Annotated in this window: 23 protein-coding genes and 1 riboswitch; of the genes, 15 read left to right on the top strand and 8 right to left on the bottom strand. The window is 73.0% G+C overall.

Annotated elements, in window-relative coordinates; genetic code table 11:
- Positions 1-17: 17 nt before the first annotated feature.
- The 3 genes from OG309_RS06660 to OG309_RS06650 form a co-directional block, all read right to left on the bottom strand.
- Positions 18-719 carry a DUF5995 family protein gene (locus OG309_RS06660; protein ID WP_329418921.1) on the bottom strand — a complete coding sequence of 234 codons (702 nt, stop codon included), beginning with the start codon at positions 717-719 and terminating at the stop codon, positions 18-20.
- Positions 720-792: 73 nt separating this feature from the next.
- Positions 793-2,193: a uracil-xanthine permease family protein gene (locus tag OG309_RS06655; protein ID WP_329418920.1), complete on the bottom strand. Its 1,401-nt coding sequence runs from the start codon at positions 2,191-2,193 to the stop codon at positions 793-795.
- Positions 2,194-2,271: 78 nt separating this feature from the next.
- Positions 2,272-3,486, bottom strand: a complete 1,215-nt coding sequence (locus OG309_RS06650) for an MFS transporter (protein WP_329418918.1) — start codon at positions 3,484-3,486, stop codon at positions 2,272-2,274.
- Between the two features lie 117 nt (positions 3,487-3,603).
- On the opposite strand from OG309_RS06650, the gene OG309_RS06645 reads away from it, so the two are divergent.
- Positions 3,604-4,731, top strand: coding sequence for an ROK family transcriptional regulator (locus OG309_RS06645; RefSeq protein ID WP_329418916.1), 1,128 nt, complete (start codon positions 3,604-3,606; stop codon positions 4,729-4,731).
- A 164-nt stretch (positions 4,732-4,895) separates the two neighbouring features.
- On the opposite strand, the gene OG309_RS06640 is transcribed toward OG309_RS06645, so the two are convergent.
- Complete coding sequence (locus OG309_RS06640; protein WP_329418914.1) at positions 4,896-7,274, bottom strand: chitinase C-terminal domain-containing protein; 2,379 nt, start codon at positions 7,272-7,274, stop codon at positions 4,896-4,898.
- Positions 7,275-7,529: 255 nt separating this feature from the next.
- Positions 7,530-7,660: riboswitch (FMN riboswitch) on the top strand.
- 176 nt (positions 7,661-7,836) lie between these two features.
- On the opposite strand from OG309_RS06640, the gene ribD reads away from it, so the two are divergent.
- The 10 genes from ribD to OG309_RS06590 all read left to right on the top strand — a co-directional run bounded on the left by ribD (position 7,837) and on the right by OG309_RS06590 (position 16,468).
- On the top strand, positions 7,837-8,928 hold the full coding sequence (gene ribD, locus OG309_RS06635) for a bifunctional diaminohydroxyphosphoribosylaminopyrimidine deaminase/5-amino-6-(5-phosphoribosylamino)uracil reductase RibD (protein WP_329418913.1): 1,092 nt from the start codon (positions 7,837-7,839) through the stop codon (positions 8,926-8,928).
- Positions 8,929-8,930: 2 nt separating this feature from the next.
- On the top strand, positions 8,931-9,539 hold the full coding sequence (locus OG309_RS06630; RefSeq protein ID WP_329418911.1) for a riboflavin synthase: 609 nt from the start codon (positions 8,931-8,933) through the stop codon (positions 9,537-9,539).
- A gap of 44 nt (positions 9,540-9,583) precedes the next feature.
- Entirely contained in the window at positions 9,584-10,174 is a 591-nt protein-coding gene (locus OG309_RS06625; protein WP_329428185.1) for a nicotinamide mononucleotide transporter family protein, read from the top strand.
- Positions 10,171-11,448 carry a bifunctional 3,4-dihydroxy-2-butanone-4-phosphate synthase/GTP cyclohydrolase II gene (locus OG309_RS06620; protein WP_329418909.1) on the top strand — a complete coding sequence of 426 codons (1,278 nt, stop codon included), beginning with the start codon at positions 10,171-10,173 and terminating at the stop codon, positions 11,446-11,448. Before OG309_RS06625 ends, OG309_RS06620 begins: the two co-directional genes overlap by 4 nt.
- Positions 11,449-11,484: 36 nt before the next feature.
- The gene (gene ribH, locus OG309_RS06615) at positions 11,485-11,970 is read left to right on the top strand and encodes a 6,7-dimethyl-8-ribityllumazine synthase (protein ID WP_329418908.1); all 486 of its coding nucleotides are present in this window, start codon (positions 11,485-11,487) and stop codon (positions 11,968-11,970) included.
- Positions 11,971-12,051: 81 nt separating this feature from the next.
- Positions 12,052-12,324: a phosphoribosyl-ATP diphosphatase gene (locus OG309_RS06610; protein WP_046907435.1), complete on the top strand. Its 273-nt coding sequence runs from the start codon at positions 12,052-12,054 to the stop codon at positions 12,322-12,324.
- An 88-nt stretch (positions 12,325-12,412) separates the two neighbouring features.
- Positions 12,413-13,261: an ATP phosphoribosyltransferase gene (gene hisG / locus OG309_RS06605; protein WP_329418905.1), complete on the top strand. Its 849-nt coding sequence runs from the start codon at positions 12,413-12,415 to the stop codon at positions 13,259-13,261.
- 59 nt (positions 13,262-13,320) lie between these two features.
- Positions 13,321-13,779 (top strand): PH domain-containing protein, encoded by a 459-nt coding sequence (locus OG309_RS06600; RefSeq protein ID WP_329418903.1) that lies wholly within the window; start codon positions 13,321-13,323, stop codon positions 13,777-13,779.
- Positions 13,780-14,000: 221 nt separating this feature from the next.
- Positions 14,001-15,341, top strand: a complete 1,341-nt coding sequence (locus OG309_RS06595; protein WP_329418902.1) for a hemolysin family protein — start codon at positions 14,001-14,003, stop codon at positions 15,339-15,341.
- Entirely contained in the window at positions 15,338-16,468 is a 1,131-nt protein-coding gene (locus OG309_RS06590; protein WP_329418901.1) for a hemolysin family protein, read from the top strand. The genes OG309_RS06595 and OG309_RS06590 overlap by 4 nt, the downstream gene beginning before the upstream one ends.
- Here the strand turns inward: OG309_RS06590 and OG309_RS06585 are convergent.
- A complete protein-coding gene (locus OG309_RS06585; RefSeq protein ID WP_329428183.1) occupies positions 16,465-18,363 on the bottom strand; it encodes an AAA family ATPase in 1,899 nt (632 codons plus the stop codon). The genes OG309_RS06590 and OG309_RS06585 overlap by 4 nt on opposite strands.
- Positions 18,364-18,670: 307 nt before the next feature.
- Positions 18,671-19,300 carry a uridine kinase family protein gene (locus tag OG309_RS06580; protein WP_329418900.1) on the bottom strand — a complete coding sequence of 210 codons (630 nt, stop codon included), beginning with the start codon at positions 19,298-19,300 and terminating at the stop codon, positions 18,671-18,673.
- 176 nt (positions 19,301-19,476) lie between these two features.
- On the opposite strand from OG309_RS06580, the gene OG309_RS06575 reads away from it, so the two are divergent.
- Both OG309_RS06575 and OG309_RS06570 read left to right on the top strand, forming a co-directional pair.
- Positions 19,477-20,868 (top strand): peptidase C39 family protein, encoded by a 1,392-nt coding sequence (locus OG309_RS06575; protein ID WP_329418899.1) that lies wholly within the window; start codon positions 19,477-19,479, stop codon positions 20,866-20,868.
- A gap of 75 nt (positions 20,869-20,943) precedes the next feature.
- Positions 20,944-21,090, top strand: a complete 147-nt coding sequence (locus OG309_RS06570; RefSeq protein ID WP_329418898.1) for an SCO1431 family membrane protein — start codon at positions 20,944-20,946, stop codon at positions 21,088-21,090.
- On the opposite strand, the gene OG309_RS06565 is transcribed toward OG309_RS06570, so the two are convergent.
- Entirely contained in the window at positions 21,068-21,397 is a 330-nt protein-coding gene (locus tag OG309_RS06565; RefSeq protein ID WP_329418896.1) for a DUF6114 domain-containing protein, read from the bottom strand. The two genes, OG309_RS06570 and OG309_RS06565, sit on opposite strands and share 23 nt — an antisense overlap.
- A gap of 276 nt (positions 21,398-21,673) precedes the next feature.
- Between OG309_RS06565 and OG309_RS06560 the strand changes: the two genes are divergently transcribed.
- Complete coding sequence (locus OG309_RS06560) at positions 21,674-22,846, top strand: acyl-CoA dehydrogenase family protein (protein WP_329418894.1); 1,173 nt, start codon at positions 21,674-21,676, stop codon at positions 22,844-22,846.
- Here OG309_RS06560 and OG309_RS06555 read toward each other — a convergent pair.
- Complete coding sequence (locus tag OG309_RS06555) at positions 22,809-23,195, bottom strand: hypothetical protein (protein ID WP_329418893.1); 387 nt, start codon at positions 23,193-23,195, stop codon at positions 22,809-22,811. The genes OG309_RS06560 and OG309_RS06555 overlap by 38 nt on opposite strands.
- Before the next feature lie 180 nt (positions 23,196-23,375).
- On the opposite strand from OG309_RS06555, the gene OG309_RS06550 reads away from it, so the two are divergent.
- The gene (locus OG309_RS06550; protein WP_329418892.1) at positions 23,376-24,497 is read left to right on the top strand and encodes a DUF7064 domain-containing protein; all 1,122 of its coding nucleotides are present in this window, start codon (positions 23,376-23,378) and stop codon (positions 24,495-24,497) included.
- The last annotated feature ends 14 nt before the right edge of the window (positions 24,498-24,511 follow it).

The following is a 24,511-nucleotide window of genomic DNA, read 5'->3' as shown; positions in this document are numbered from 1 at the left end:
GAGTTTGACGACAGGCCCTAGGGGCGGGCCAGCGGGGTGAGCAGCATCCGCCCCACCAGGCCCACCGACCGGTCGAGGCGTTCGGTGAACTCCTCGGCCAGGTCGGGCAGCCGCCGCAGCTGCCACAGCGAGCGGGCGGCGAGCCAGGCCCCGTCGCGGGCCCGGTCCAGGCTCCAGCAGCCGAGCAGATGCGTCAGCGGGTCCGCGACCTCCAGGAGGTCCGGGCCCGGCATCAGTTCCTCCCGGATGCGCTCCTCCAGGAGGACGAGGATGTCGCCGACCCGGTCGAAGTCGTCCTCCAGCTCCGCCGGCGAGCACTCCAGCGTCCGGCAGGTGTCGACCACGGCGAGGGCCAGGTCGTGCCCGATGTGCGCGTTGATCCCGGCGAGCGCGAACTGCAGCGGCCGTACGCCGGGATGCCGGCGGTAGTGGAAGAGCGGGCGCCAGCAGGCGGGGGCCGGGGCGCCGGTGCCGACGGCCTCGACGACGGCGAGGTAGCGCTGGGCGAAGCGCACGTCCAGGGTGGCGGCGGCCCGCCGGTCGGCGAAGGTGCCCGCCTCGATGGCGTGGCCGATCTCCTCGGTGACGGTCAGATAGACCCGGTTGAACACCGCGACCCCGTCGGCCGGGTGCCAGGCCGAGCGGAAGGCCCGCATCCGGTCCACCACGGGGTCGACGGCGGTGAAGGGCCCGACGGGGAAGTGCTGCGTCTGCGCCATGGTTGCAGCGTGGCAGTCACGGAGCCGGACGGAGGGGTTCCGCCGCCCGGCTTCCCCAGAACGGGCGAATCGCCTACGGCTTGGCGGTCTTCTCCTCGTCCGCCGTGCCCTCGTACGAGCTGGTGCCCGAGTCCAGCAGCGGCTCCTGCTGCTTGAGGTGGGCCGGGGCGAAGGCGCGCAGCACGTGGTAGCCGGTGATGACCACGATCGTGCCGAGGGCGATGCCGCCGAGCTCGAAGGTGTCGGTGAAGGTGAGCTTCACCCCGCCGACGCCGATGATGATGCCGGCCGCGGCGGGCACCAGGTTGAGCGGGTTGCGCAGGTCGACCTTGGCGTTGATCCAGATCTGGGCGCCGAGCAGGCCGATCATGCCGTAGAGGATCACGGTGATGCCGCCGAGCACACCGCCGGGGATGGCGGCCACGACCGCGCCGAACTTCGGGCAGAGGCCGAAGAGCAGCGCGAAGCCGGCCGCGGCCCAGTAGGCGGCGGTGGAGTAGACGCGGGTGGCGGCCATGACGCCGATGTTCTCGGAGTACGTGGTGTTCGGCGGGCCGCCCACGGCGGTGGACAGCATGGACGCGGCGCCGTCCGCGGCGATCGCGGTGCCCAGCTTGTCGTCCAGGGAGTCGCCGGTCATCTCGCCGACGGCCTTCACGTGCCCGGCGTTCTCCGCGATCAGCGCGATCACCACCGGCAGCGCCACCAGGATCGCCGACCACTCGAAGCTCGGGCCGTGGAAGGTGGGCAGGCCGATCCAGTCGGCCTGGGAGACGGCGGACAGGTCGAGCCGCCAGTGATCGGTGACCTGACCGCCCGGGGACACCGAGTGGATCTTGCCGAAGACCAGGTCGAAGACCCAGGAGATGGCGTAGCCGAAGATCAGGCCGAGGAAGATCGCGATCCGCGACCAGAAGCCGCGCAGGCAGACCACGGCGAGCCCGGTGAACAGCATGACCAGCAGGGCCGTCCACTGGTCCTGCGGCCAGTACGTGGACGCCGTGACCGGGGCCAGGTTGAAGCCGATCAGCATGACCACGGCGCCGGTGACCACCGGCGGCATCGCCGCGTGGATGATCCGCGCGCCGAACTTCCGCACCGCGAGGCCGGCCAGGAAGAGCACGCCGCCGACCACGAACACCGCACCGGTCACGGTGGCGCTGGTGCCGCCGGAGGCCCGGATCGCGGCGGCGACGCCCACGAACGAGAGCGAGCAGCCCAGGTACGAGGGGACCGTGCCCCGGGTCGCGAGCAGGAAGATCACGGTCGCGACGCCGGACATCATGATCGCCAGGTTCGGGTCCAGGCCCATGAGCACCGGGGCGACGAACGAGGCGCCGAACATCGCGACCACGTGCTGGGCACCGAGCCCGACGGTACGGGGCCAGGACAGGCGCTCGTCCGGCCGGACGACGGCCCCCGGAGCGGGTGTCCTCCCGTCGCCGTGCAGTTTCCAGCGCACGCCGAGGCTCATGTGGTCGCTCCAGTTCTCCGGGTTCCGATGGCCGGGTCATGGCCGAAAAAGATCAGCCACATGGTAATGCGCCGCCGGTCAGTGGACCCCTTCCCGGAAGTCCGCACCCGTCCCGGCCGCCCCCGCGGTGGCCCGGGCCCGGTTGCGCAGCACGCCCGCGCCGAGCACCAGGCCGAAGGAGAGCAGCGTGACCAGGCCGAACGAGACGACCAGGGAGGTCGCGTTCGCGATGCCGCCGATCGCCGAGGGGGCGATGAGCCCCGAGGTGTACGTGATGGTGGCGACGCCCGCGATGGCCTGGCTCGGGTTCGGGCCGCTGCGCCCGGCGGCGGCGAAGGCGAGCGGGACGACGACGGCCACCCCGAGCCCGATCAGTCCGAATCCGGCCATCGCCAGGGCCGCGTGCGGGGCGAACACCACGAGCACCCCGCCGGCCGTGGCCGCGAGCCCGCCGACCCGCACCGTGCGCTCCGCGCCGAAACGGTCCACGACCCGGTCGCCGGCCAGCCGCGCGACGGCCATGGTCAGCGCGAAGGCGGTGGTCGAGGCGGCCGCGAGCCCGGCCGAGGTGCCCAGCTCGTCCTTGAGGTAGACGGCGGACCAGTCCAGGCTCGCGCCCTCCGCGAAGACCGCGCAGAAGCCGATCGCGCCGATCACCAGGGCGGACTTCGGGGGCAGCGCGAAGCGCGGCGGCGGCTCCTCGTCGGGGGTGCTGCGCAGGTCGAGGACGCCCTGGCAGAAGACCAGGCCGAGGGCGGTGAGGACCAGGGCGGCGGTCAGGTGGTGCACCCGGGCGTCGACGCCGAGGTGGGCGGCGAGGGTGCCGGCCGCGGAGCCGAGCAGGGCGCCCACGCTCCACATCCCGTGCAGGCTGGACATGATCGAGCGGCCGAGCCGGTTCTCGACCTCGACGCCGAGGGCGTTCATCGCCACGTCGGACATCCCGGCGGTGGCGCCGTAGAGGAAGAGCACCGCGCACAGGCCGTACACGTTCGGCGCCAGCGAGGGCAGGGTCAGCGCGAGCGTCCACAGCGCGAGCAGGCCGCGCAGCGCGGTGCGGGCGCCGAAGCGGTGGCTGACGGCCCCGGCCAGCGGCATCGCCAGGGAGGCGCCGATCGCGGGGAAGGCGAGGGCCAGGCCGAGCTGGCCCGCGCTGACCCCGGCGTGCTCCTGGATCCAGGGGATCCGGGTCGCGAAGCTGCCCGTGACCGCGCCGTGGACGCAGAAGACGGCGGCGACGGCGAAGCGGGCCCGTCGTAGCCGCTGGGTGGTGAAGACGGTTCCGTCCGCCATGTGATGCCCTCCCCGGAGCCGGTGTGTGCTGTTGGCCGCGTAAACTATCAGGAACCCTCCCTGATAAATAGTGGGGCGGGCGGAAGGCGCTGCCGGACCGTCTGAGAGGATCACCGCATGGCCGCATCCCCGAGCACCGCCCGGGCCATCAACGACCGGCTCGCCCTGCGCCTGCTCCAGGACGAGGGCCCGTTGACGGCGACCCAGCTCAAGACGCTCACCGGACTCTCCCGGCCCACCGTCGCCGACCTCGTCGAACGGCTCAGGGGCTCCGGACTCGTCCACGTCGTCGGCGAGGCCGGCGCCGAACGCCGCGGCCCCAACGCCAAGCTGTACGGAATCGTCGCCGACCGCGCCCACCTCGCCGCGCTCGACGTGCGCACCCGATCGGTCTCCGTGGTCGTCTCCGACCTGCTCGGCGCCACCCTCGCCGAGGCCACCGTCCCCATCGGCGACGGCACCGCGCCGGAACCCGCCGTCGACCAGGCGGTCGCGCTCCTCGAACGCACCGCCCGGGAGGCGGGCGCCAGCCGGCTGCACAGCGTCGCCGTCGGCGCCCCCGGGCTCATCGACCCGGCCACCCGGGAGCTGCGGGACACCGCGAAGCTGCCCGCCTGGCACCGGCGGCTCGTCTCCGTCCTCCAGCGGCGGCTGCCCGCCGCCGTCCTGGTGGAGAACGAGGTCAACCTGGCCGCCGTCGCCGAACTGCGCGAGGGCGCCGCCCGCGCGGCCCACGACACCTTCGTGCTGCTCTGGCTCGGCCAGGGCATCGGCGCAGCCGTCGTCCTGGACGGCCGGCTGCGCCGTGGGGCCTCCGGCGGAGCGGGCGAGATCGGCTTCCTGCCGGTGCCCGGCACCAGCGGGCTGCCCTCCGCCCACGGCTGCGACGGCGGCTTCGACGAACTGGCCTGCGCCGCGGCGGTCGACGCCCTCGCCGTCTCGTACGGGCTCGACCCCGCCACCGCGCTCGAATCCGGCGACGGGCGCTTCCTCGACGCCCTCGCCGCCCGGCTCGCCATCGGCGCCGCCTCGGTCGCCGCCGTTCTCGACCCCGGCTGCGTCGTGCTCGGCGGCGAGACCGGCCACCGCGGCGGCCCCGCCCTCGCCGCCCGCGTCGAGGCCCGGCTCGCCACCCTCTCGCCGCTGCGCACCGAGGTGCGCGCCACCACCCTGGGCGACGCGGGCATCCTGCGCGGGGCGCTGCTCACGGCCCGTGACGCGGCGCAGGACGCGCTCTTCCCGTGACCCGCCCGGCCGGGGCCGCCGCAGCCCGCCCCGGCCCCCCGTGGCCGCCCGGGCCGTGCAACGCGCCCGCGCCGCGCCCCGGACAGGGGGACGCGGCGCGGTGGGAGGCCCGGCGGCGGCAAGGGCCGTGAGACCGCCGCCGGGGGTTTCTCAGGTGGTGCGGACTAGCAGGCGCCCTGGTCCTTCCAGACGCCCCAGTCGCCGGTCGTGCCCGGCTCCTCGTTCTGCGTCCACCACTGGGCCTTCCAGCTGTGGCCCTTGTGGGAGACGAGGCTGCCCGAGTTGTAGACCGTGCCGGCCACGTACGCCGGGGCGGTGCAGCCCGTGGGCGGCGTCGTCGGCGGCGTGGTGGGCGGGGTGGTCGGGGGAGTCGTCGGCGGGGTCGTGGGCGGCGTGGTCGGGGGAGTGGTGGGCGGCGTGGTCGCGCCCGGCTCCACCACGGTCGTGCCGCGCGCCAGGTCGCCGGCGAGGGCGTACGCGGTGCCGTTGATGGTGACCGTCCAGTTCGACGGCGTGGAGACCGGCAGGTAGTAGTTGAACGCCAGGTCCACGGTCGCGCCGGGGGCGAGCGACTGCCAGGCCGGCAGCTTCAGGGAGACCCGGTGGAAGTCGCCCTTCAGGCCGCCCACGTTGCTGCCCGTGTGGTCGCTGCTGATCACCTTGGTGCCGAAGCCGGACTGGTCGGAGGCGTTGGCCGGGGCCGAGGTCCCGTAGTCGAACTGGAACTCCGTGCCGCCCGGGAGGGTGGTCGCCGTGTTGTTGGTGATCTTGATCTTCGGGGTGATCGGGTAGTTGGAGTCACCCAGCTTGAACTCGGTGAACTGCGCGTCGATCTTCACGGCCTGCGTCGGCAGGGTCGCGTTGGACTTCTTCGCGCCGTACGGGGTGGCGGCCTTGAACTTGTCGTACATCAGCGAGGTGAGCGTGGAGCCCATCTCGTACTGGCCCTTGGCGGCGTTCCAGGCGTAGTCGCCGGCCATCTCCCAGACCATCGTGCCGCCGATGCCCTTGCTGACCACGTAGTCCGCCTTGGCGGCCACCGACTGCTCGTCCTCGGTGGAGAGGAAGACCTTCTTCTGCGCGTTCCACAGCCACGGCGCGACCAGGGTCGAGTCGTACTTGCGGGCGTAGGTGCCGGTCAGGGTGGTGTTCGCCGGGAAGCCGTACTGGGTGACGTAGTCGCCGACGATCCCCTTCTCGAGGTTCTTGGCGTGCCACATCGGGTTGGAGCCGGCGGGCGACTCGACGCCGTTGGTGTCCTTGTCGTGCCAGAGGTTGTCGATGCCGGTGGCGCCGTCACCGCACTTGGTCAGACCGGCTCCGGCGGGGCAGGTGGTCGCGGAGGCCTTGCCCCACAGGCCGTCGGTGCCGCCCTGCACGTTCTTGTGGCCGCGGGTGTAGTAGGGCAGGCCGATGTTGATCCGGCCGGCCGGCATCGAGCCGCGGAAGTAGTGGTACGCCCAGTCGGTGTTGAGGTACCCGATGTTGCCGTACTGCGCCGAGCCGTAGACGTTGGCGGCGGCGAGCTCGCCGTCCTTGCCGTCGTCGAAGAGGGAGGCGTTGGGCCCGACGTACTCGTTCCAGGCGCCGTGCAGGTCGTAGGACATGATGTTGACGTAGTCCAGATACTTCTGCATCTGGAAGGTCTCCATGCCCCGCAGCAGGTACCCGGAGGAGGGGGCGGCGACGGTCAGCAGGTAGTGCTTGCCGTCGGCGGCGCCCGCCACGTCCAGCTTCTCGCGCAGCGACTTCATGAGGGCCGCGTAGCCCTGCACGAGGCCGGCGCGGCGCGCGTTGGCGAGCTGCCAGTCGAGCGGGTTTCCGGCGTCCTTCATGGTCGTCGGGTACTCGTAGTCGATGTCGACGCCGTTGAAGCCGTACGTGCGGATGAAGTCGACGGAGGACGCGGCGAAGGTGTCGATCCCGGCCTGGTTGACCGAACCGTCGGCGTTGGTGGCCATCGAGTAGAAGCCGCCGGAGTTGACCCGGTCACCGTTGTCCGCGAAGTAGCCGCCGGTCTCGGCCCAGCCGCCGACCGAGATCAGGGTCTTCACGTTCGGGTGCTGCTTCTTGAACTTGTTGAGCAGGTTGAAGTGGCCCTTGTAGGCGTACGCGGGGTCCATCTCGGCGCCTGCGACACCGGGCCAGGTCATCCCGGTGGCGGCGTTGTTCGGACCGTCCGTGCCGACGGAGAGCTTGTTGTCCGCGCCGATGTGGCCGAAGGCGTAGTTGATGTGGGTGATCTTCTCCCACGGGATGTCCTTGGCCAGGTAGGCGGGCTGACCGTTCTTGCCGTCGCGCCAGCCGGTGAAGTAGCCGATGACGCGGCGCTGGTGGTCCGCGCCCATCTTCTCGCGGCCCTCGGTGTCGTAGACCGAGCAGTACGGGACGTCGACGCCGGGCGTCTTGTAGAGCCCGTCGGGGCGACAGGACTCGTTGTCGGCCGCGTACGAGACGCCGCCGGAGGCGAGAGAGCTGATCAGCAGCCCGGCGACGGCGGCGCCGGAGGCGAGCAGGCTCGCTCTCTTCGTGGGGGACAGCACGTTCGGTTCCTCCAAGGGAGGTCGGCAGAACACAACGAACAAGGGGGTGGCTCGTGTTGGGCCCGTGGAGTGCGCACCACCGGTGGGCCGCACCTCGGAGGTGACACGGAGATTAAGAGGACTAGACCAGTGCGTCAATAGGTCTGGACCAACGAAGGAATCCATGGGAGGGTGAGCGCGGGCTGTGAGCCAGCCCACAGGGCCTCACCCGTTTGGCCGGTTACCGGCCGTGGCACACTGGCCCTGTATCAGCAGCAGCGCACTCCGGGGTCGGTGTAATTCCGAACCGGCGGTATAGTCCGCGACCCGTCCGCAAGCCAGCGGCCGGTTGACCAGGTGAGATTCCTGGACCGACGGTGAAAGTCCGGATGGGAGGCAGTGCGCGGCGGGCGACCCCTACCAGGGGTGTGCCGGCCGTATGTCCGCTGGCCGCCGTATCGGCATCGATGCGGCGTCCCCAGGGGACCTCCGGCCTCGGCGCACCCTGCGTGAGACGTCGTACCCGCTCTCTGTCGTCATCGACAGGCCCCGGAGTCCGTGCCCGAAGAGGCAGGAGGACCCGGTGGCCACGCCCGCCGACATCACCGCCATGCGGAGCGCCATCGCGCTCGCCGCCCGCGGACTCGGCTCCACCAGCCCCAACCCCGTCGTCGGCTGCGTCATCACCGACGCCTCCGGCCACCCGGTCGGCACCGGCTACCACCAGCGCGCCGGCGGCCCGCACGCCGAGATCCACGCCCTGCGCGAGGCCGGCGTCCTGGCCCGCGGCGGCACCGCGTACGTCACCCTCGAACCCTGCAACCACACCGGTCGCACCGGCCCCTGCGCCCAGGCCCTCGTCGAGGCCGGGATCAGCCGGGTCGCATACGCGGTCGGCGACCCGAACCCGCAGGCCACCGGCGGCGCCGACACCCTGCGCGCGGCCGGCGTCGAGGTCGTGCAGGGCCTCCTGGAGGCCGAGGCCGAGGCCGGCAACATCGCCTGGCTCACCTCCGTCCGCCGCGGCCGCCCCTTCGTCCGCTGGAAGTACGCCGCCACCCTCGACGGCCGCACCGCCGCCGCCGACGGCACCTCCCGCTGGATCAGCTCCGCCGACTCCCGCGCCGACGTCCACCGGCTGCGCGCCGAGTCCGACGCCGTCGTCGTCGGCGGGGGCACGCTCCGCACCGACGACCCGCACCTCGCCGTCCGCGGCATCGACGACGTCACCCAGCCCCTGCGCGTCGCGCTCGACACCCGCGCCACGGTCCCGCCGACCGCCCGCGTCCTCGACGCCGCCGCACCCACCCTCCTCGTCGTGGGCGAGGACGCCGACACCCGGCACCTGCCCGGCGTCGAACTGCTCCGGCTGCCCCTGCACGACGGCCGGATCGGCGTCCACGACCTGCTCACCCACCTGTACGCGCGGGGCGTCCGCTCCGTCCTCCTCGAAGGCGGCCCCACCCTCGCGGGCTCCTTCGTCGCCGCGGACGCCGTCGACCAGGTCGTCGGCTACCTCGCCCCGGTCCTCCTCGGCGCGGGCCCCGCGGCCCTCGCCGACGCCGGAATCAGCACCCTCACGGAAGCGTTGCGGCTCGACATCACCGAGACCGAGCGCATCGGATCCGACCTCCGCGTCACCGCCGTCCCCACCACCACCATCAAGGGAGCCTGACCGTGTTCACCGGAATCGTCGAAGAGCTGGGCGAGGTCGTAGCCGTCGAGCAGCTGCCGGACGCCTCCCGCTTCCGGCTGCGCGGCCCCCTGGTCACGGAGGACGCCAAACACGGCGACTCCATCGCCGTCAACGGGGTCTGCCTCACGGTCGTCGAACACGGCGACGGGGAGTTCACCGCCGACGTGATGGCCGAGACGCTCAAGCGTTCCTCGCTCGGCGCCCTGGAGATCGGCTCCCGGGTCAACCTGGAGCGCCCGATGGCCGTCGGCGACCGCCTCGGCGGCCACATCGTCCAGGGCCACGTGGACGGCACCGGCACCGTCCTGGAGCGCACCCCGTCGGAGCACTGGGAGCTCGTGAAGGTCGGCCTGCCCGCCCACCTCTCCCGCTACGTCGTCGAGAAGGGCTCGATCACGGTCGACGGCGTCAGCCTCACCGTCGTCGACGCCGCCGCCGACTACTTCACCATCAGCCTCATCCCCACCACCCTCGCCCTGACCACGCTCGGCATCAAGCAGCCCGGCGACCCGGTCAACCTCGAGGTCGACGTCATCGCCAAGTACGTCGAGCGCCTGCTCGGCCCGAACGCTCAGGAGAACGTCAAGTGAACTGGCTCAACTCCGAGGCGTTCAGCGCCTTCGGCCAGCACATCATGTGGTCCGACATGATCGGCAACACGATCGGCCTCATCGCCCTGGCCCTCGGCTGGCGCCGCTCCGTCCTCACCTGGCCCGCGCAGCTGCTCTCCGGCGTCATCCTCGTCGGCGCCTACGCCTCCGCCCACCTCAGCGGCGGCGTCGGCAAGCAGCTCCTGGTCATCGGCGTGGCCGTCTGGGGCTGGCGCCAGTGGAGCCGCGGCCGCCGGCAGGCCCAGGACGGCTCGATCGCCGTCCGCTTCGCCACCTGGAAGGAGCGCGGCGTCCTCCTGGCCGGCGCGGCCGTCGGCACCCTCGCCGTCGGCGGGCTCTTCACCCTCTACCCGTCGCTCTCCTGGAGCCCGTGGGCCGACGCGTACATCTTCGTCGGCACCCTCGTCGCGATGGTCGCCCAGGCCCGCGGTCTGGTCGAGTTCTGGTTCGCCTGGCTCCTGGTCGACCTGGTCGGCGTCCCGCTCGCCTTCAACAGCGGCCTCGCCTTCTCCGGCCTCGTCTACGTCATCTACTTCGCCCTCGTCATCTGGGGCATGCGCGACTGGTGGCTCCGGTCCCGTACGGCCCCCGCTCTGGAAGGAGCCCACGCATGAGTGCGCTGCCTCTCTGGGACGCCACCGATCTCGCCCTCGACCCCGTCGAGCAGGCCATCCGCGACATCGCGGCCGGCCGCCCCGTCGTCGTCGTGGACGACGCGGACCGCGAGAACGAGGGCGACCTGGTCATCGCCGCCGAGAAGGCCACCCCCGAGGTCGTCGCCTTCATGATGAGCGAGTGCCGCGGCCTGATCTGCGCCCCCATGGAGGGGGAGGAGCTGGAACGCCTCCGGCTGCCGCAGATGGTCGACCACAACACCGAGTCCATGCAGACGGCCTTCACCGTCTCCGTGGACGCGAGCGCCGCCCACGGCGTCACCACCGGCATCTCCGCCGCCGACCGCGCCACCACCCTGCGCATGCTCGCGAGCGGCGAGCACCAGCCCGGCGACTTCGTCCGCCCCGGCCACGTCTTCCCGCTGCGCGCCAAGCCCGGCGGCGTCCTGGTCCGCAACGGGCACACCGAGGCCGCCGTCGACCTCGCCCGCCTCGCCGGCCTCCGCCCGGCCGGCGCGATCGTCGAGATCGCCGGCGAGGACGGGGTCATGCTGCGGCTGCCCGAGCTGATCCCCTTCGCCCGCAAGCACGGCCTGACGATCATCTCCATCGAGGACCTGATCGCCTACCGCCGCTCCGCCGAACCCACCGTCCGCCGCGAGGCCGAGGTCCAGCTGCCCACCGCGCACGGCGAGTTCACCGCGTACGGCTACCGCTCCATCGTCGACGGCGTCGAGCACGTCGCCCTCGTCCACGGCGAGATCGGCGACGGCGAGGACGTCCTGGTCCGGGTCCACTCCGAGTGCCTGACCGGCGACATCTTCCACTCCCTGCGCTGCGACTGCGGCCCCCAGCTCCAGGCCTCCATGGACCGGGTCACCGCGGCCGGCCGCGGTGTCGTCGTCTACCTGCGCGGCCACGAGGGGCGCGGCATCGGCCTGCTGTCCAAGCTGCGCGCGTACGAGCTCCAGGAGCGCGGCCGCGACACCCTCGACGCCAACCTGGAGCTCGGGCTGCCCGCCGACGCCCGCGACTACGCGGCCGGCGCGCAGATCCTCGTCGACCTCGGGGTCCGCAGCCTGCGGCTGATGACCAACAACCCCGACAAGATCGACGCCCTCACCCGCCACGGCCTCACCGTGGAGGGCCGTGAGCCCATGCCGGTCCAGGCCGGCGAGCACAACCTCCGCTACCTGCGCACCAAGCGCGACCGCATGGGCCACGACCTGCCCTGGCTGGACGGCTCCACCGCCTCCACCTGCGACAACCAGTAATCCCGCACGTACGACCGGCATTCGGCAAGGAGAAACATGAGCGGCAAGGGCGCACCCGTCCTCAGCGTGAAGAACTGCGGCGACCTCCGGGTCGCGGTCATCGCGGCCCAGTGGCACGAGAAGATCATGGACGGCCTCGTCGACGGCGCCCTGCGGGCCCTGAGCGAGCTCGGCATCGAGGAGCCCACCCTGCTCCGCGTCCCCGGCAGCTTCGAGCTCCCGGTCGTGGCGAAGGTACTCGCCGGTCGCGGTTACGATGCCATCGTGGCACTCGGCGTCGTCATCCGCGGCGGAACGCCGCACTTCGAGTACGTGTGCCAGGGCGTCACCCACGGCCTCACCCAGGTCTCGATCGACACCGGCGTACCCGTCGGATTCGGCGTCCTGACCGTCGACAACGAGCAGCAGGCCCTGGACCGGGCCGGCCTCGAGGGATCCACCGAGGACAAGGGCCACGAGGCCGTCACCGCAGCCGTCGCCACCGCGACCACGCTGCGCACGGTCAGCGAACCCTGGCGCTGAGGGCCCGCCCGTCGCCCCACCACCACCCCTGATGGAGGCGCTGCGCGCCCGTCCTCTCACACCCCGTACTCTTAGGACATCATGGCGAACAAAACCTTCGAAGAGCTCTTCGCCGAGCTCAAGCTCAAGGCCGAGACCGGCGACCCGGCGACCTCCCGTACCGCGGAACTGGTCGGCAAGGGCGTCCATGCCATCGGCAAGAAGGTCGTCGAGGAGGCCGCCGAGGTCTGGATGGCCGCCGAGTACGAGGGCAAGGAAGCCGCCGCCGAGGAGATCTCGCAGCTGCTGTACCACGTCCAGGTGATGATGGTCGCCCGCGGGATCTCGCTCGACGACGTCTACTCCCATCTCTGAGCGCGCCCCCTCCAGGGCCCGCCGAGCACTTCTGAGCACGTGAGCACCGAAACACTCCCTTACACCTGAGGCAAAGGAAGCCCGTCCCATGCTGCGCATCGCCGTCCCCAACAAGGGTTCTCTCTCCGGACCTGCGATGGCAATGCTCCATGAGGCGGGCTACCGGCAGCGCAAGGAGTCCAAGGAACTCGTCGTCGTCGACCCGGACAACGAGGTGGAGTTCTTCTACCTCCGCCCCAAGGACATCGCGATCTACGTGGCGTCCGGCCGGCTCGACATCGGCATCACCGGCCGCGACCTGCTCCTGGACTCCGGCGCCAACGCCGAGGAGATCCTGCCGCTGAACTTCGGCCGCTCGACCTTCCGTTACGCCACCCGTCCCGGGACCGCCAACGGCCCCGAGGACTTCCAGGGCATGACGATCGCCACCTCCTACGAGGGCATCGTCGCCAAGCACCTCGCCGAGCAGGGCGTCGACGCCTCCGTCGTGCACCTCGACGGCGCCGTCGAGACCGCGATCCAGCTGGGCGTCGCCCAGATCATCGCGGACGTCGTCGAGACCGGCACCAGCCTGCGCAACGCGGGCCTGGAGGTCATCGGCGAGCCGATCCTCACCTCCGAGGCCACCGTCATCCGCCGCACCGGCGCCCCGACCGACGACCCGAAGGTCCAGCAGTTCCTGCGCCGCCTCCAGGGCGTCCTCGTCGCCCGCTCGTACGTGATGATGGACTACGACTGCCGCGCCGAGCACCTGGAGCAGGCCGTCGCCCTCACCCCCGGCCTGGAGTCGCCCACCGTCTCCCCGCTGCACAACGAGGGCTGGGTCGCCGTCCGCGCCATGGTCCCCTCCCGGGAGGCGCAGAAGGTCATGGACGACCTGTACGAGCTGGGCGCCCGCGCCATCCTCACCACGGCCATCCACGCCTGCCGCCTCTGACCCGACCCCCCGGCGGGCGCCCGGAGCGGCGCCCGCAGGAACCCGCGCAAGGAACCCGTATGTCCGACTCCTCCGCCTCCGCCTCCACCCTCCCGGTCACCTTCCGGCCGGGTCGCACCCGGGTCGTGCTGCTGACCGTCGGGGTGGCGATGTTCGTCGTCATCACCGCCGTCGGGATGATGCTGGAGAAGCTGGGACCGGGGGAGCGGGCCAGCTTCGTCTTCACCGCCGCGCTCTTCCTGGGCGTCCTCGTCCTGCTGAGCCGCCCCAAGGTCGTCGCCGACGCCCAGGGGGTGACGGTCGTCAACATCACCCGGACGCGCCGACTCGCGTGGGCCGAGATCCTCAAGGTCAACCTGCGCCCCGGCGACCCGTGGGTCTACCTCGACCTGAGCGACGGCACCAGCCTGCCCGCGCTCGGCATCCAGCCCGGCATCGCCAAGGAGTCGGCCATCCGCGACGCCCGCGCGCTGCGCGCCCTCGCCGACAGCCACGGCACCGGCGACGAGGCGTCCTGACACCCTGACCCGTCCCCCATACGGGGCCGACCCCCTGCCCCCGGCGGCCGGGGCGTGACTACTCTTGAGGCGGTGGTGCCGAGCGGCACCACCGCCTCGCGTGTGCAGGGCCGCCCGCCGGCGGCCCGCGGGGCAGCCCTTCGACCCGAGGAGTGACTCCCTCCGGCAATGGACGGATCGTCCGGTAGTACCCGCGCCGCCCTCTCACCCGAGGCGGCGGCATGATCGTCTCGCTTCTGCTGCTCGCCGCAGCCTTCCTGCTCATCCTCGCCAACGGCTTCTTCGTGGCGGCCGAGTTCGGCCTCGTCACGGTGGAACGCCCCGAGGCCGAACGTGCCGCGGCCGAAGGCGACCGCCGGGCCCGCACCGTCGTCAAGGCGCTGCGCGAGCTCTCCTTCCAGCTCTCCGGCACCCAGCTCGGCATCACCATCACCTCGCTCGTCACCGGCATGCTCGCCGAGCCCGCGCTCGCCCGGCTGCTCGACGGGCCCCTCACCGCCACCGGGCTCCCCGAAGGGGCCGTCTCCGGCATCTCGGTGGTCGTCGGCATGCTGTTGGCCTCCGCCGTCCAGATGGTGGTCGGCGAGCTCGTCCCCAAGAACTGGGCGGTGTCCCGGCCGCTCCAGGTGGCCCGCTTCGTCGCCGGACCGCAGCACGTCTTCTCCACGCTGTTCCGGCCCGTGATCGCCCTGCTCAACCGGGTCGCCAACCGGCTGGTCCGGCTCTTCGGCGTGGAGCCGACCGACGAGCTCGACTCGGTCCGCACCCCCGGGGAGTTGGTCTCGCTCGCCCGGCACTCGGCCCTCGCCGGCGCCCTCGAACAGGACACCGCCGACCTCTTCGTACGGACCCTCTCGCTCGGCGGCCTCACCGCCGAGCAGGTGATGACCCCGCGGGTGAAGGTGAGCGCCCTGCAGTCGGACGCCACCGCGGCCGACGTCCTCAACCTCACCCGGGCCACGGGACTGTCCCGCTTCCCCGTCTACCGCGAGCGGATCGACGAGGTCGTCGGCATGGTCCACCTCAAGGACGCCCTCGCCGTCGTCCCGCACGAGCGGCACCGGGTCCCCGTGGGCCGGATCGCCGTCCCGCCGCTGCTCGTCCCCGAGTCGCTGCCCGCCCAGGCCCTGCTGGAGCGGCTGCGCCGCGAGCAGCCGATCGCGGTCGTCGTCGACGAGTACGGCGGCACCGCCGGGGTCGTCACCCTGGAGGACATCGTCGAGGAGCTCGTCGGCGAGGTGCGCGACGAGCACGACACCGCCGCCGACGAACGGCCCGAGCTGGCCGCCGTCCCCTCGGAGGACGGCCAGCAGGCCTGGGAGGCCGACGGTTCCTGCCGGGTGCACACCCTGCACCGGATAGGACTCGACGTGCCCGACGGACCGTACGAGACGGTCGCCGGGCTCGTCGCCGACCTCCTCGGGCGGATCCCCGCCCCGGGCGACCGGGCCGAACTCCCCGGCTGGCGCCTCTCGGTGCGCCAGGTCGACCGCTACCGCGCCGAGCGGGTGCGGATCACCCGCACCGCCCCGGTGCCCGTCGGCGCGGAGGCGGCCCGATGAGCCTGCTCCCGCTGCTGTTCGCCCTGCTGCTCGTGCTGGCCAACGGATTCTTCGTCGGAGCCGAGTTCGCCCTCGTCTCCGTGCGCCGCAGCCAGATCGAGCCGCTCGGCGGCTCCCGCGCCCGCCAGGTGCTGTACGGCCTGGAGAACCTGCCGCAGATGATGGCGGCCGCCCAGTTCGGCATCACCGTCTGCTCGCTGACGCTCGGCGCGGTCGCCGAACCGACCGTGGCCCGGCTGCTCGAACCGGTCTTCCACGCCGTGGGCGTGCCGCAGGGCCTGATCCACCCCCTCGGGTACGTGTTCGCGCTCGCCGCGGTGGTCTTCCTCCACCTGGTGATCGGCGAGATGGTCCCGAAGAACCTGGCGATGGCCGACCCCGAGCGCACCGCGCTGTGGCTCGGCCCCGGCCTGGTCGGCTTCGCCCGGCTCTGCCGGCCGGTCACCAGCGCGCTCGGCACCTGCGCCCGGCTCGTCCTGAAGGCCTTCCGCGTGGAACCGAAGGACGAGGTCGAGGCCGTCTTCACCCGGGCGCAGCTCGGCCGGCTCGTCGAGGACGCCGGCCAGGCCGGACTGCTCGACCCGGCCGAACAGGAGCGCCTGGAGGACGCCCTGGAACTGGGCACCCGCCCCGTGACGGACGTCCTGATCCCCTCGGCAGCGCTGGTGACGGTCTCCCCGTCGGTGACCCCGCGCGAGATCGAGGAGCTGACGGTCCGCACCGGCTACTCCCGCTTCCCGGTGTGCTCCGAGGGCCGGGGCGTCTTCATGGGCTTCGTGCACGTGAAGGACGTCCTCGACCTGGAGGACCGGGAGCGGGCGGTTCCGCAGCAGATCTGGCGCCCGATGGGCGTCCTGCGGGCCGAGCTCCCGCTGGACGACGCGCTCACCGTGATGCGCCGGGCCGCCACCCACCTGGCGCAGGTGGCGGACGCCTCCGGCCGGGTGCTCGGCCTGGTCGCCCTGGAGGACGTCCTGGAGATGCTGGTGGGCGAGGTCCGCGATCCCGCCCACCGGCTGGCCCCGGCACCCCGGCCCGAGCGGGCGGCCGAGGCGCCGGCCGAGGTGCTGGCCGAGGTGCTGGCCGAGGTGCTGGCCGGGTCGGTTCCTGGGCGGAACCCGGGCTAGAGCCCCGGCGGTTCCTGAGGGCCGCGGTCGACCGGACCGCGGCCCGACAGGACCTCGCCGTAGGCCTGCATCAGGTCCGGCAGGCGCAGGGTGGCCAGGTCCTCGCGGGTCGGTGTGGTCGGGTAGCCGGACAGCCGCAGGTCCCGGTACGCGCAGGACTTCTCGTACAGGGTGCGCAGGAAGCGTCCGTTGCCGAGCTCGTCGATCCAGCCCTGCTCGACGACGTGCGCGCTGATCGAGCGCAGCTCGTCCAGGGCCTCGTCGTCCCAGCCGTCGCCGTTGGAGGCGGCGAGGACCTCGCCGATGGCGGTGAGCTCCAGCGGCCGGTACGAGGGGAAGTCGACGCGGGTGGTGAACCGCGAGGACAGGCCGGGGTTGGCGGCGAGCAGCCGGTCCATGCCCTCCGGGTAGCCGGCGAGGATCACCACCAGGTGGTCGCGGTTGTCCTCGGCGCGCTTGAGGAGCACCTGGAGGGCCTCGTCGCCGTAGGCGTCGCCCTTGCTGTAGCCGGAGTTGGAGAGCGAGTAGGCCTCGTCCACGAAGAGCACCCCGCCGACGGCCGAGTCGATCAGCTCGTTGGCCTTGACCGCGGTCTGGCCGAGGAACTCGCCGACCAAATCGGCCCGTTGGGCCTCCACGAGGTGGTCGCCGCCGAGCAGCCCGAGCGCGTAGAAGACCCGGCCGAGGATCCGGGCGACGGTGGTCTTCCCGGTGCCGGAGGGGCCGGAGAAGACGAAGTGACGTTTCGGGGGCTGGACCGGGAGTCCCTGTCCGGCGCGCAGCCGGGCCATCTCCAGCTGCGCCGAGAGGGCCTTGACCTGCCGTTTGACGGGTTCCATCCCGACCATGCGCTCCAGTTCCGAGAGGGCCTCGGCGAGCAGCGCCGGGTCCGTCGGGCTGGCGGGGAACCGCGGCGGCACCGGCTGCGGTGGGACGACCGCCTTCTGCCGGACGAAGTCCGGCGGCTCAGGAGGCGCGGGCGGCGGCACGGAGCCGGGTTTGAGCAGCAGCCCGTCGCCGCCCAGGGTCTCCGGATCCGTCGGCGCGGAGTCCACGGCTTCCATCGTGTCCTGGCCGAAGCCACCGAGCGCGACCGGCGCGAGGCCGGCCGGATCGTCCGGCCCCTCGAAGCCGTCGTACTCGGCGATCGCCGTGAGCCGCGCGGCGGTGTCCATGAAGGCCGGATCGATCCGGTGGACCGCCCGGTACAGCGGCAGCGCGGCGGCGGTCCGGCCGGTGCCCTCGTGGGCACGGGCCAGCCAGTAGCGCAGCTCCTTGCGCTGCGGCTGCTCGCTGCGGCAGCGCATGAGGGCTGCCGACAGCAGCGGCTCGGCCTGGCCGAACATCTCCATCCGCACCCGGGCCATGCCGCCGAAGAGCCCCGCCTCGATGCCGAGCAGCGGGTCGTCGACGAGCGTCTCGGTGTGCCGCACCAGCTGCTCCCAGTCCTTGACCAGGTAGGAGCGGCAGGCATGCAGGAAGCGCACCTGCGGATCGGTGTCGACCGGCGGCAGTCCGGCGAGCGCCCGGTCGAGCTCGGGCACGTGCCGGCCGTCCAGCCAGTGCGAGGCGTGCGCGAGCAGCAGGTCGCGCGGGCTCTCCAGCACCGGCTGCACCCACCAGCCCAGCCAGTACCAGGAGTTGAGGGTCCTGCGGTGCCGGGTCCGCTGCTCGCCGAAGCGCTCGCGGTTGCGGTACATGCGCAGCAGGGCGGTGGTGGTGTCGACCCGCAGCGCGTGCAGGCCGAGCCAGCCGTCGGCCATGCCGGGATCGATGCGCACCGCCGTACGGAACTCCTCCTCGGCCTGCGGATAGGCGCCCATCGTGTAGGCGTCGACGCCGCGCAGCCAGGCGAGCTCGGCGGGGGCGTGCGCGCCCTGTGTGCCGAAGTCCATCGGGTCCCCCACAACCGTCATCACGTGGACGGGAATTGACCGCACCGAGGGGCATCGTACCTGCGCAGGGCGTGCGTGATGAGGGAGAAGGAGTCGATCCACAGCGATCCGACGTGATCCGTCGACCGCTCACGGGTGGTGACCCAGGGTGAGGAAGGGGGCAGAACGAAGCCCCCGATCACGGGGGAACAACCGGGGGCTTCGCGTCTGCGGCGACTTCGGAAAGCCGCACATTCAGAACGTAAGACCTGTACGCCCCTTGGGTCAAGCGGAGTTGAGGCACTTGCGGAAGTGGACTTCCGACCACTCAGTTCGCAGCCAAGGGGTCGTCACGGTGGGTGATGATCTGGTTCGGACTCGCTGTCACAGAGGGCCCGGCGAGCCACTCGTAACCCTCCTCGCGCTCCCGTACCAGGGTGTCGGCGAAGGGCCGGGAGGGGTCCTCGGAGAAATGGCGAGTCTCCGCCACGGTCCAGCCGTCCCAGAAGGAGGCCTGCCCCGGACCGTCGCGACGCCGCCCGCGCGCCCAGGACTCCTCGGGGCCGCGCTCCATCCACAGCAGCCGCGCGAGGTGCGGCCTGAGCACCCGCCGCCCGGCCCCCACGCCCTCCACGAGGACCACCGGCTCCGGCGCCAGTGCGCGGGCCGGGCCGAAGGCGCGGAGGTTCCAGTCGTACGGGCGGTAGCGCGCCGTCTCGCCCCGGGACAGCGGCCCGACCACCTCGGTGAGCATCCGGCCGGTCCACTCGAAGAGCTCCGCGTGGGTGGCGAGGTCGTCGAGGCGCAGCACGGGCGCCGAGCCCAGCGCCCCGGAGAGGCGGGCGGCGAGGGTGGACTTGCCGGAGCCGGCGTGCCCGTCGATCGCGACGAGCCGCACCGGTCCGCACGAGGGCGGCAGCCGGCGCAGCGCGGCGGCCGCGCGGTCGAGGTCGGTCATGGCCCCAGGGTAGGCGAGCCCGCAGGTCAGCGGGGCGGGGGGCGCCAGTGGACGAGACCAATATTGCTCGGGCGGCACGCGTCGAATCGCTGGCCGAAGCCCTCCGGGAGCCGCGATAGTGGGGCGCGCAGCCCCGTCCGTTCGCATCGACCGATCTCGACTGGGGGTCCCCGCCCATGCCCCGTTCCACCCCACGCCGAACCGTCCTCGCCGCGGCCCTCGCGGCCGCCGCCGGCACGGCCGCGGCCACCGCGGCTCCCGCCTCCGCCGCCCCGGCGGCCGGGCCCGAGGAACGCGCCGACAGTTGTGCCGACGCCCGGGGGCACGCCCCGGCGCCCGGACTCGTCGACAACCGCTTCTGGCACACCTACACCGACTGGCGCTGCGGCACCCCCGACGGCACCCGGGCCGTGTCGGGCCATCGCCCCGGCCTGGTCATCGGCACCCCCGTGGGCCGCACCGACTACACCGACCCGCACACGGGGAAGGCGAGCACCTGGGAGCACGCGAGCTGGACCTCGCCCACGCACACCTCCACGGTGCCCGCCACCGAAGTCATCGCCTCCTGGAACGCCGACACCCCGCCCGGCACCTGGCTCCAGGTCGAGCTGCGCGGCACGTACGGCGACGCCACCGAGACGCCCTGGTTCGTGATGGGCCGCTGGGCGGCCGGCGACGGCGACATCCGGCGCACCTCCGTCGACGGCCAGAGCGACGGCAAGGCCACCGTCTGGACCGACACCTTCTCCGTGGACGACCCCGCGAGCGGACTGCGCCTCGTCTCGTACCGCCTGCGGCTCACCCTCTACCGCAAGCCCGGGACCGCCCTCACGCCCACCGTCCGGCGGCTCGGCGCGATGGCCTCCGACGTCCCCGACCGCTTCACCGTCCCCGCCTCCACGCCCGGCCTCGACCACGAGCTGACCGTGCCGCGCTACTCGCAGAACGTCCACGTCGGCCAGTACCCCGAGTACGACAACGGCGGCGAGGCCTGGTGCAGCCCCACCTCCTCGCAGATGATCGTCGAGTACTGGGGGCGCCGGCCCACGCCCGAGGACCTCGCCTGGGTGGACCCGGCCTTCGCCGACCCCCAGGTCTGCCACGCCGCCCGCCTCACCTACGACTACCAGTACGAGGGCTGCGGCAACTGGCCCTTCAACGCCGCCTACGCCGCGAGCTACCGCGACATGAACGCGGTCGTCACCCGGCTGCGCTCGCTCACCGACCTGGAGACCCTGGTCCGCGCGGGCATCCCGGCCATAACGTCCCAGTCCTTCCGCAAGGAGGAGCTCACCGGCGCCGGCTACGGCACCTCGGGCCACCTCATGACCGTGATCGGCTTCACCGCCGAGGGCGACGTGATCGCCAACGACCCCGCCTCACCCAGCAACGAGGCCGTCCGCCGGGTCTACCTCCGGCGCGAGTGGGAGAACATCTGGCTCCGCACCAAGCGCTACAACGCGAGCGGGAAAGTGGTGTCCGGCACAGGAGGGGTCTGCTACCTCTACTTCCCCGACCGGCCGACTCCCGCGCAACGCAAGGCCCTTGCGGCCGTCGGCATCTCCTGAGCGGGACCCGGCGGCCCGGGGCACGGTGACGTACGTCTCTACCCCGGGGCGCCGCCCGCTGGCAGGGTGGTGCGCATGAGCGCGACCTCCCACGCCGCCGCCCGCGCCCGCGCGCGCACCGGCGGCCCCAAGGAAGACGGCCCCAAGATCCTGGAGCACCTGCTCGGCTGGACCCTGGTGGTCGTCCTCGCCATGTTCGTCACCCAGGCCGGCCTGATGTGAACCGGCCCAGGCCGACCGCCATCCCCAGCGCGCCGAGGGCCACGCCCACCGGGTAGCCGCCCAGCCAGGTCGCCGCGACCGACAGCGCCGCCAGGACGGCGGTGTGCCGTGCCGCCCGGGCGGGCGTCGGTGGCGACCACCACAGGAGTGCTCCCGCCGCGAGCAGCGTGAGGCCGGTGCCCGCGCCCGCGATCCCGGTGAGCGCCAGCGGAGCGAGGGCGGCCGGCGGACCGAGCTGCACGAGCACCAGGGCGCCGCCGCAGACCACGAGCGGCAGCACGACGCGGAGCGGTGCGGTGGTGCGCATCGCGGCCCTCCTCTCCGCCGTGCGGCGCGGGACGCCGGGACGCGCCGCCGGGCGAGTGACGCGTGGGGTGCGGAGCGTAGGGACGCCCGGCCCAGGAGTCAACGCACGCGGCGCACCGCGCGCCCCGTGCGGCGGGCCGGCGCACGCCGGGTGAGCCCACCCCGCCGCGGGCATACTCCACCCGCCACGGCCGACGGCCGCTCCCCGCGCGCGCGGGGACGCACGGGGGCAGCATCGGCAGTGACGAACGCGCCCGAGAGGGAGGAGTGCGCCGCCATGCCCGACCGCGCCCCGCAACACGTGGAACGCCGGCTGCCCACCGAGGAGGCCCGGGAGCTGATCGCCCTGGTCCGGGAGATCGCCGAGCGGGAGATCGCGCCCCGCGCCGCCGACGAGGAGGCGGCCGGGCACTTCCCGCGCGAGCTCTTCTCGCTGCTCTCCGCCTCCGGCCTGCTCGGTCTCCCGTACGACTCCGCGTACGGCGGCGGGGACCAGCCGTACACGGTCTACCTCCAGGTCCTGGAGGAGCTGGCCGCCGCCCGGCTCACCGTGGCGCTCGGGGTCAGCGTGCACAGCCTGTCCTGCCACGCCCTCGCCGCCTTCGGCACCGAGGAGCAGCGCGCCGCCCACCTGCCCGCCATGCTCGGCGGGGGACTGCTGGGCGCCTACTGCCTCTCCGAACCCGCCTCCGGCTCGGACGCGGCCTCGCTGCGCACCCGGGCCGTCCGGGACGGCGAGGAGTGGGTGCTCGACGGGACCAAGGCGTGGATCACCCACGGCGGGATCGCCGACTTCTACACCGTGCTCGCCCGGACGGGCGCGGACGGGCCGAAGGGGATCACCGCGTTCCTCGTGCCGGGCGACGCGGCGGGGCTCGGCGCCGCCGCGCCCGAGCGGAAGATGGGCATGAAGGGCTCGCCCACCGCCCAGGTGCACCTCGACGGCGTCCGCGTCCCCGACGCCCGGCGCGTCGGCGCGGAGGGGCAGGGCTTCACGATCGCGCTGGCCGCGCTCGACTCGGGACGGCTCGGCATCGCCGCCTGCGCGGTGGGCCTGGCGCAGGCCGCGCTGGACACGGCCGTCGCTTACGCGCGCGAGCGTCGCCAGTTCGGGCGCCCCATCGCCGACTTCCAGGGGCTGCGCTTCCTGCTCGCGGACATGGCCACCCGGGTCGAGGCGGGCCGCGCCCTCTATCTGGAGGCGGCGCGGCTGCGCGACGAGGGGCGGCCCTTCTCGCAGCGGGCGGCGATGGCGAAGCTGTTCTGTTCGGACGCGGCGATGCGGGTCACGACGGACGCGGTGCAGGTGCTGGGCGGATACGGCTACACCGCGGACTTCCCCGTCGAGCGGTTCATGCGCGAGGCGAAGGTGCTCCAGATCGTCGAGGGCACCAACCAGATCCAGCGCATGGTCATCGCGCGTCACCTCGCCGGACCAGAGTCCCGCTGACGCGTACGGTGCGGTCGGCCCAGACCGGCCCCGCGGCGAGCCGGTTCCACTCCTGGTCGCGGTGGCCGGGCAGGGTCCTGCCGTGGCTGGCCCAGAGGCTGAGCACCGCCTGGTAGATCGGCGGGTCCGGGGGGACCGGCAGGGGGACGGGCGCGGGGACGGGCACCGGGTGTGCCGCCGCGGGCGCGGGCGCCGGGTGGGGCGCGGGCGCGGGCTGGAGGGCGGGCGCGGGCGCCGGGTGAGGAGCGGGAGCCGCCCCGGGAAGCTGGTGCGGAACCGATTCTTCAAAGTGCGGCTCGGACTGGCGGTGCCGGCCGTATCCGCTGGGTGTCGTATACAGCGTGGTCATACCGGGACAACGCCCCCGCCGTGCCGGCGGTCACCGCCCGGCCGTGCCGAGCGGGAGTTCGACACGTCCCCGGGCGCGCGGGGCGCGGATCCCGGCGGCGCATCCGGGGTGCACGGCTCTGGTCCCTGGCGCGGTTTCTGACGTACCGTCAATTCCCGCTCGCCGCCCAGGAGGTAACACGTGTCAGACGACCGGCCCGTCGCGCTCGACGAGTACCCCGTGCACCAGGCACCGCTCTCGATGAAGCACCACGTCAGCGGTGACCGGAACGCCTACGACCGGTGCATCTTCCACGTCTTCGACCACCAGGGCCGCGCCCTGCTCATCGCCGGCCTCGGCGTCTACCCCAACACCGGGGTCGTCGACGCCTACGCGACCCTGCGCACCGGCGACCGGCTGCACGCGGTCCGCGCCTCCGACGCCCTCGGCGACGACCGGATGAACCTCTCCGTCGGTCCCCTGCGCATCACCGTCGACGAGCCGCTCCGCCGGCTGACCCTGCACTGCGCGGCCGACCCGGACGACCCCGAGGGCCTCTCCTTCGACCTCACCTGGACCGGGGACTTCCCCGCCGTCTGGGAGCCCCACCACACCCAGCGCCGCGGCGACCGCCTCACCCTGGAGGGCCGCCGTTTCGTCCAGGCCGGGCACGTCACCGGCACCCTCCGGGCGGGCGGCGAGGAGTACGCCGTCACCGCGGGGGAGTGGACCGGCACCCGCGACCGCAGCTGGGGCGTGCGCCCGCTGCCCGGCGAAGAGCCCGGACGCGCCGACGAGTTCCGCCCCGAGGGTTTCCACTGGCTCTGGATACCCATGCGCTTCGAGGACCGCTTCCTCATGGTCGTCGCCCAGGAGGACGCCGACGGGTACCGCACCCTGAACGAGGCGCTGCTCGTGCGCAACGGCCGGCGCGACACCCAACTCGGCTGGCCCCGCACCGACATCACGTACCGCCCGGGCACCCGCGACCCCGAGCGCGCCGTCGTGCACGTCACCGACCCGGCGGGCAAGCCGCTGGAGATCGGCGTCGAGATCCTCGCCTCCTCGCCGCTCGCCGTCGGCGCCGGGTACCCGCCGGCCACCGACTGGCAGCACGGCAGCTGGCAGGGCCGCGAGTGGACCGACCGGCGGGTGTACGACCTCTCCGACCCGGCCGCGCACCCCATGGCCGCCTACGGCGTCACCGACCACGCCGCCCGCTTCACCCTCGACGGCCGCACCGGCTACGGCATCTTCGAGCACGGCTCCTTCGGCCGCCACGACCCCAGCGGCTTCGCCGACCACACCGCCACCGCCCCCTGAGCCCCGAGGAGTCC

This window comes from Streptomyces sp. NBC_01268, from assembly GCF_036240795.1.
Classification (GTDB): Bacteria; Actinomycetota; Actinomycetes; order Streptomycetales; family Streptomycetaceae; genus Streptomyces.
This window is presented reverse-complemented; position numbering and strand designations above follow the sequence as displayed.

What these genes read in the sequence shown, in the direction of transcription:
- OG309_RS06660 (WP_329418921.1), bottom strand. Translation starts at nt 719, where the DNA reads ATGGCGCAGACGCAGCACTTCCCCGTCGGGCCCTTCACCGCCGTCGAC.
- OG309_RS06655 (WP_329418920.1), bottom strand. Translation starts at nt 2,193, where the DNA reads ATGAGCCTCGGCGTGCGCTGGAAACTGCACGGCGACGGGAGGACACCC.
- OG309_RS06650 (WP_329418918.1), bottom strand. Translation starts at nt 3,486, where the DNA reads ATGGCGGACGGAACCGTCTTCACCACCCAGCGGCTACGACGGGCCCGC.
- OG309_RS06645 (WP_329418916.1), top strand. Translation starts at nt 3,604, where the DNA reads ATGGCCGCATCCCCGAGCACCGCCCGGGCCATCAACGACCGGCTCGCC.
- OG309_RS06625 (WP_329428185.1), top strand. Translation starts at nt 9,584, where the DNA reads ATGTGGTCCGACATGATCGGCAACACGATCGGCCTCATCGCCCTGGCC.
- OG309_RS06620 (WP_329418909.1), top strand. Translation starts at nt 10,171, where the DNA reads ATGAGTGCGCTGCCTCTCTGGGACGCCACCGATCTCGCCCTCGACCCC.
- ribH (WP_329418908.1), top strand. Translation starts at nt 11,485, where the DNA reads ATGAGCGGCAAGGGCGCACCCGTCCTCAGCGTGAAGAACTGCGGCGAC.
- OG309_RS06610 (WP_046907435.1), top strand. Translation starts at nt 12,052, where the DNA reads ATGGCGAACAAAACCTTCGAAGAGCTCTTCGCCGAGCTCAAGCTCAAG.
- hisG (WP_329418905.1), top strand. Translation starts at nt 12,413, where the DNA reads ATGCTGCGCATCGCCGTCCCCAACAAGGGTTCTCTCTCCGGACCTGCG.
- OG309_RS06600 (WP_329418903.1), top strand. Translation starts at nt 13,321, where the DNA reads ATGTCCGACTCCTCCGCCTCCGCCTCCACCCTCCCGGTCACCTTCCGG.
- OG309_RS06595 (WP_329418902.1), top strand. Translation starts at nt 14,001, where the DNA reads ATGATCGTCTCGCTTCTGCTGCTCGCCGCAGCCTTCCTGCTCATCCTC.
- OG309_RS06590 (WP_329418901.1), top strand. Translation starts at nt 15,338, where the DNA reads ATGAGCCTGCTCCCGCTGCTGTTCGCCCTGCTGCTCGTGCTGGCCAAC.
- OG309_RS06585 (WP_329428183.1), bottom strand. Translation starts at nt 18,363, where the DNA reads ATGGACTTCGGCACACAGGGCGCGCACGCCCCCGCCGAGCTCGCCTGG.
- OG309_RS06580 (WP_329418900.1), bottom strand. Translation starts at nt 19,300, where the DNA reads ATGACCGACCTCGACCGCGCGGCCGCCGCGCTGCGCCGGCTGCCGCCC.
- OG309_RS06575 (WP_329418899.1), top strand. Translation starts at nt 19,477, where the DNA reads ATGCCCCGTTCCACCCCACGCCGAACCGTCCTCGCCGCGGCCCTCGCG.
- OG309_RS06570 (WP_329418898.1), top strand. Translation starts at nt 20,944, where the DNA reads ATGAGCGCGACCTCCCACGCCGCCGCCCGCGCCCGCGCGCGCACCGGC.
- OG309_RS06565 (WP_329418896.1), bottom strand. Translation starts at nt 21,397, where the DNA reads ATGCGCACCACCGCACCGCTCCGCGTCGTGCTGCCGCTCGTGGTCTGC.
- OG309_RS06560 (WP_329418894.1), top strand. Translation starts at nt 21,674, where the DNA reads ATGCCCGACCGCGCCCCGCAACACGTGGAACGCCGGCTGCCCACCGAG.
- OG309_RS06555 (WP_329418893.1), bottom strand. Translation starts at nt 23,195, where the DNA reads ATGACCACGCTGTATACGACACCCAGCGGATACGGCCGGCACCGCCAG.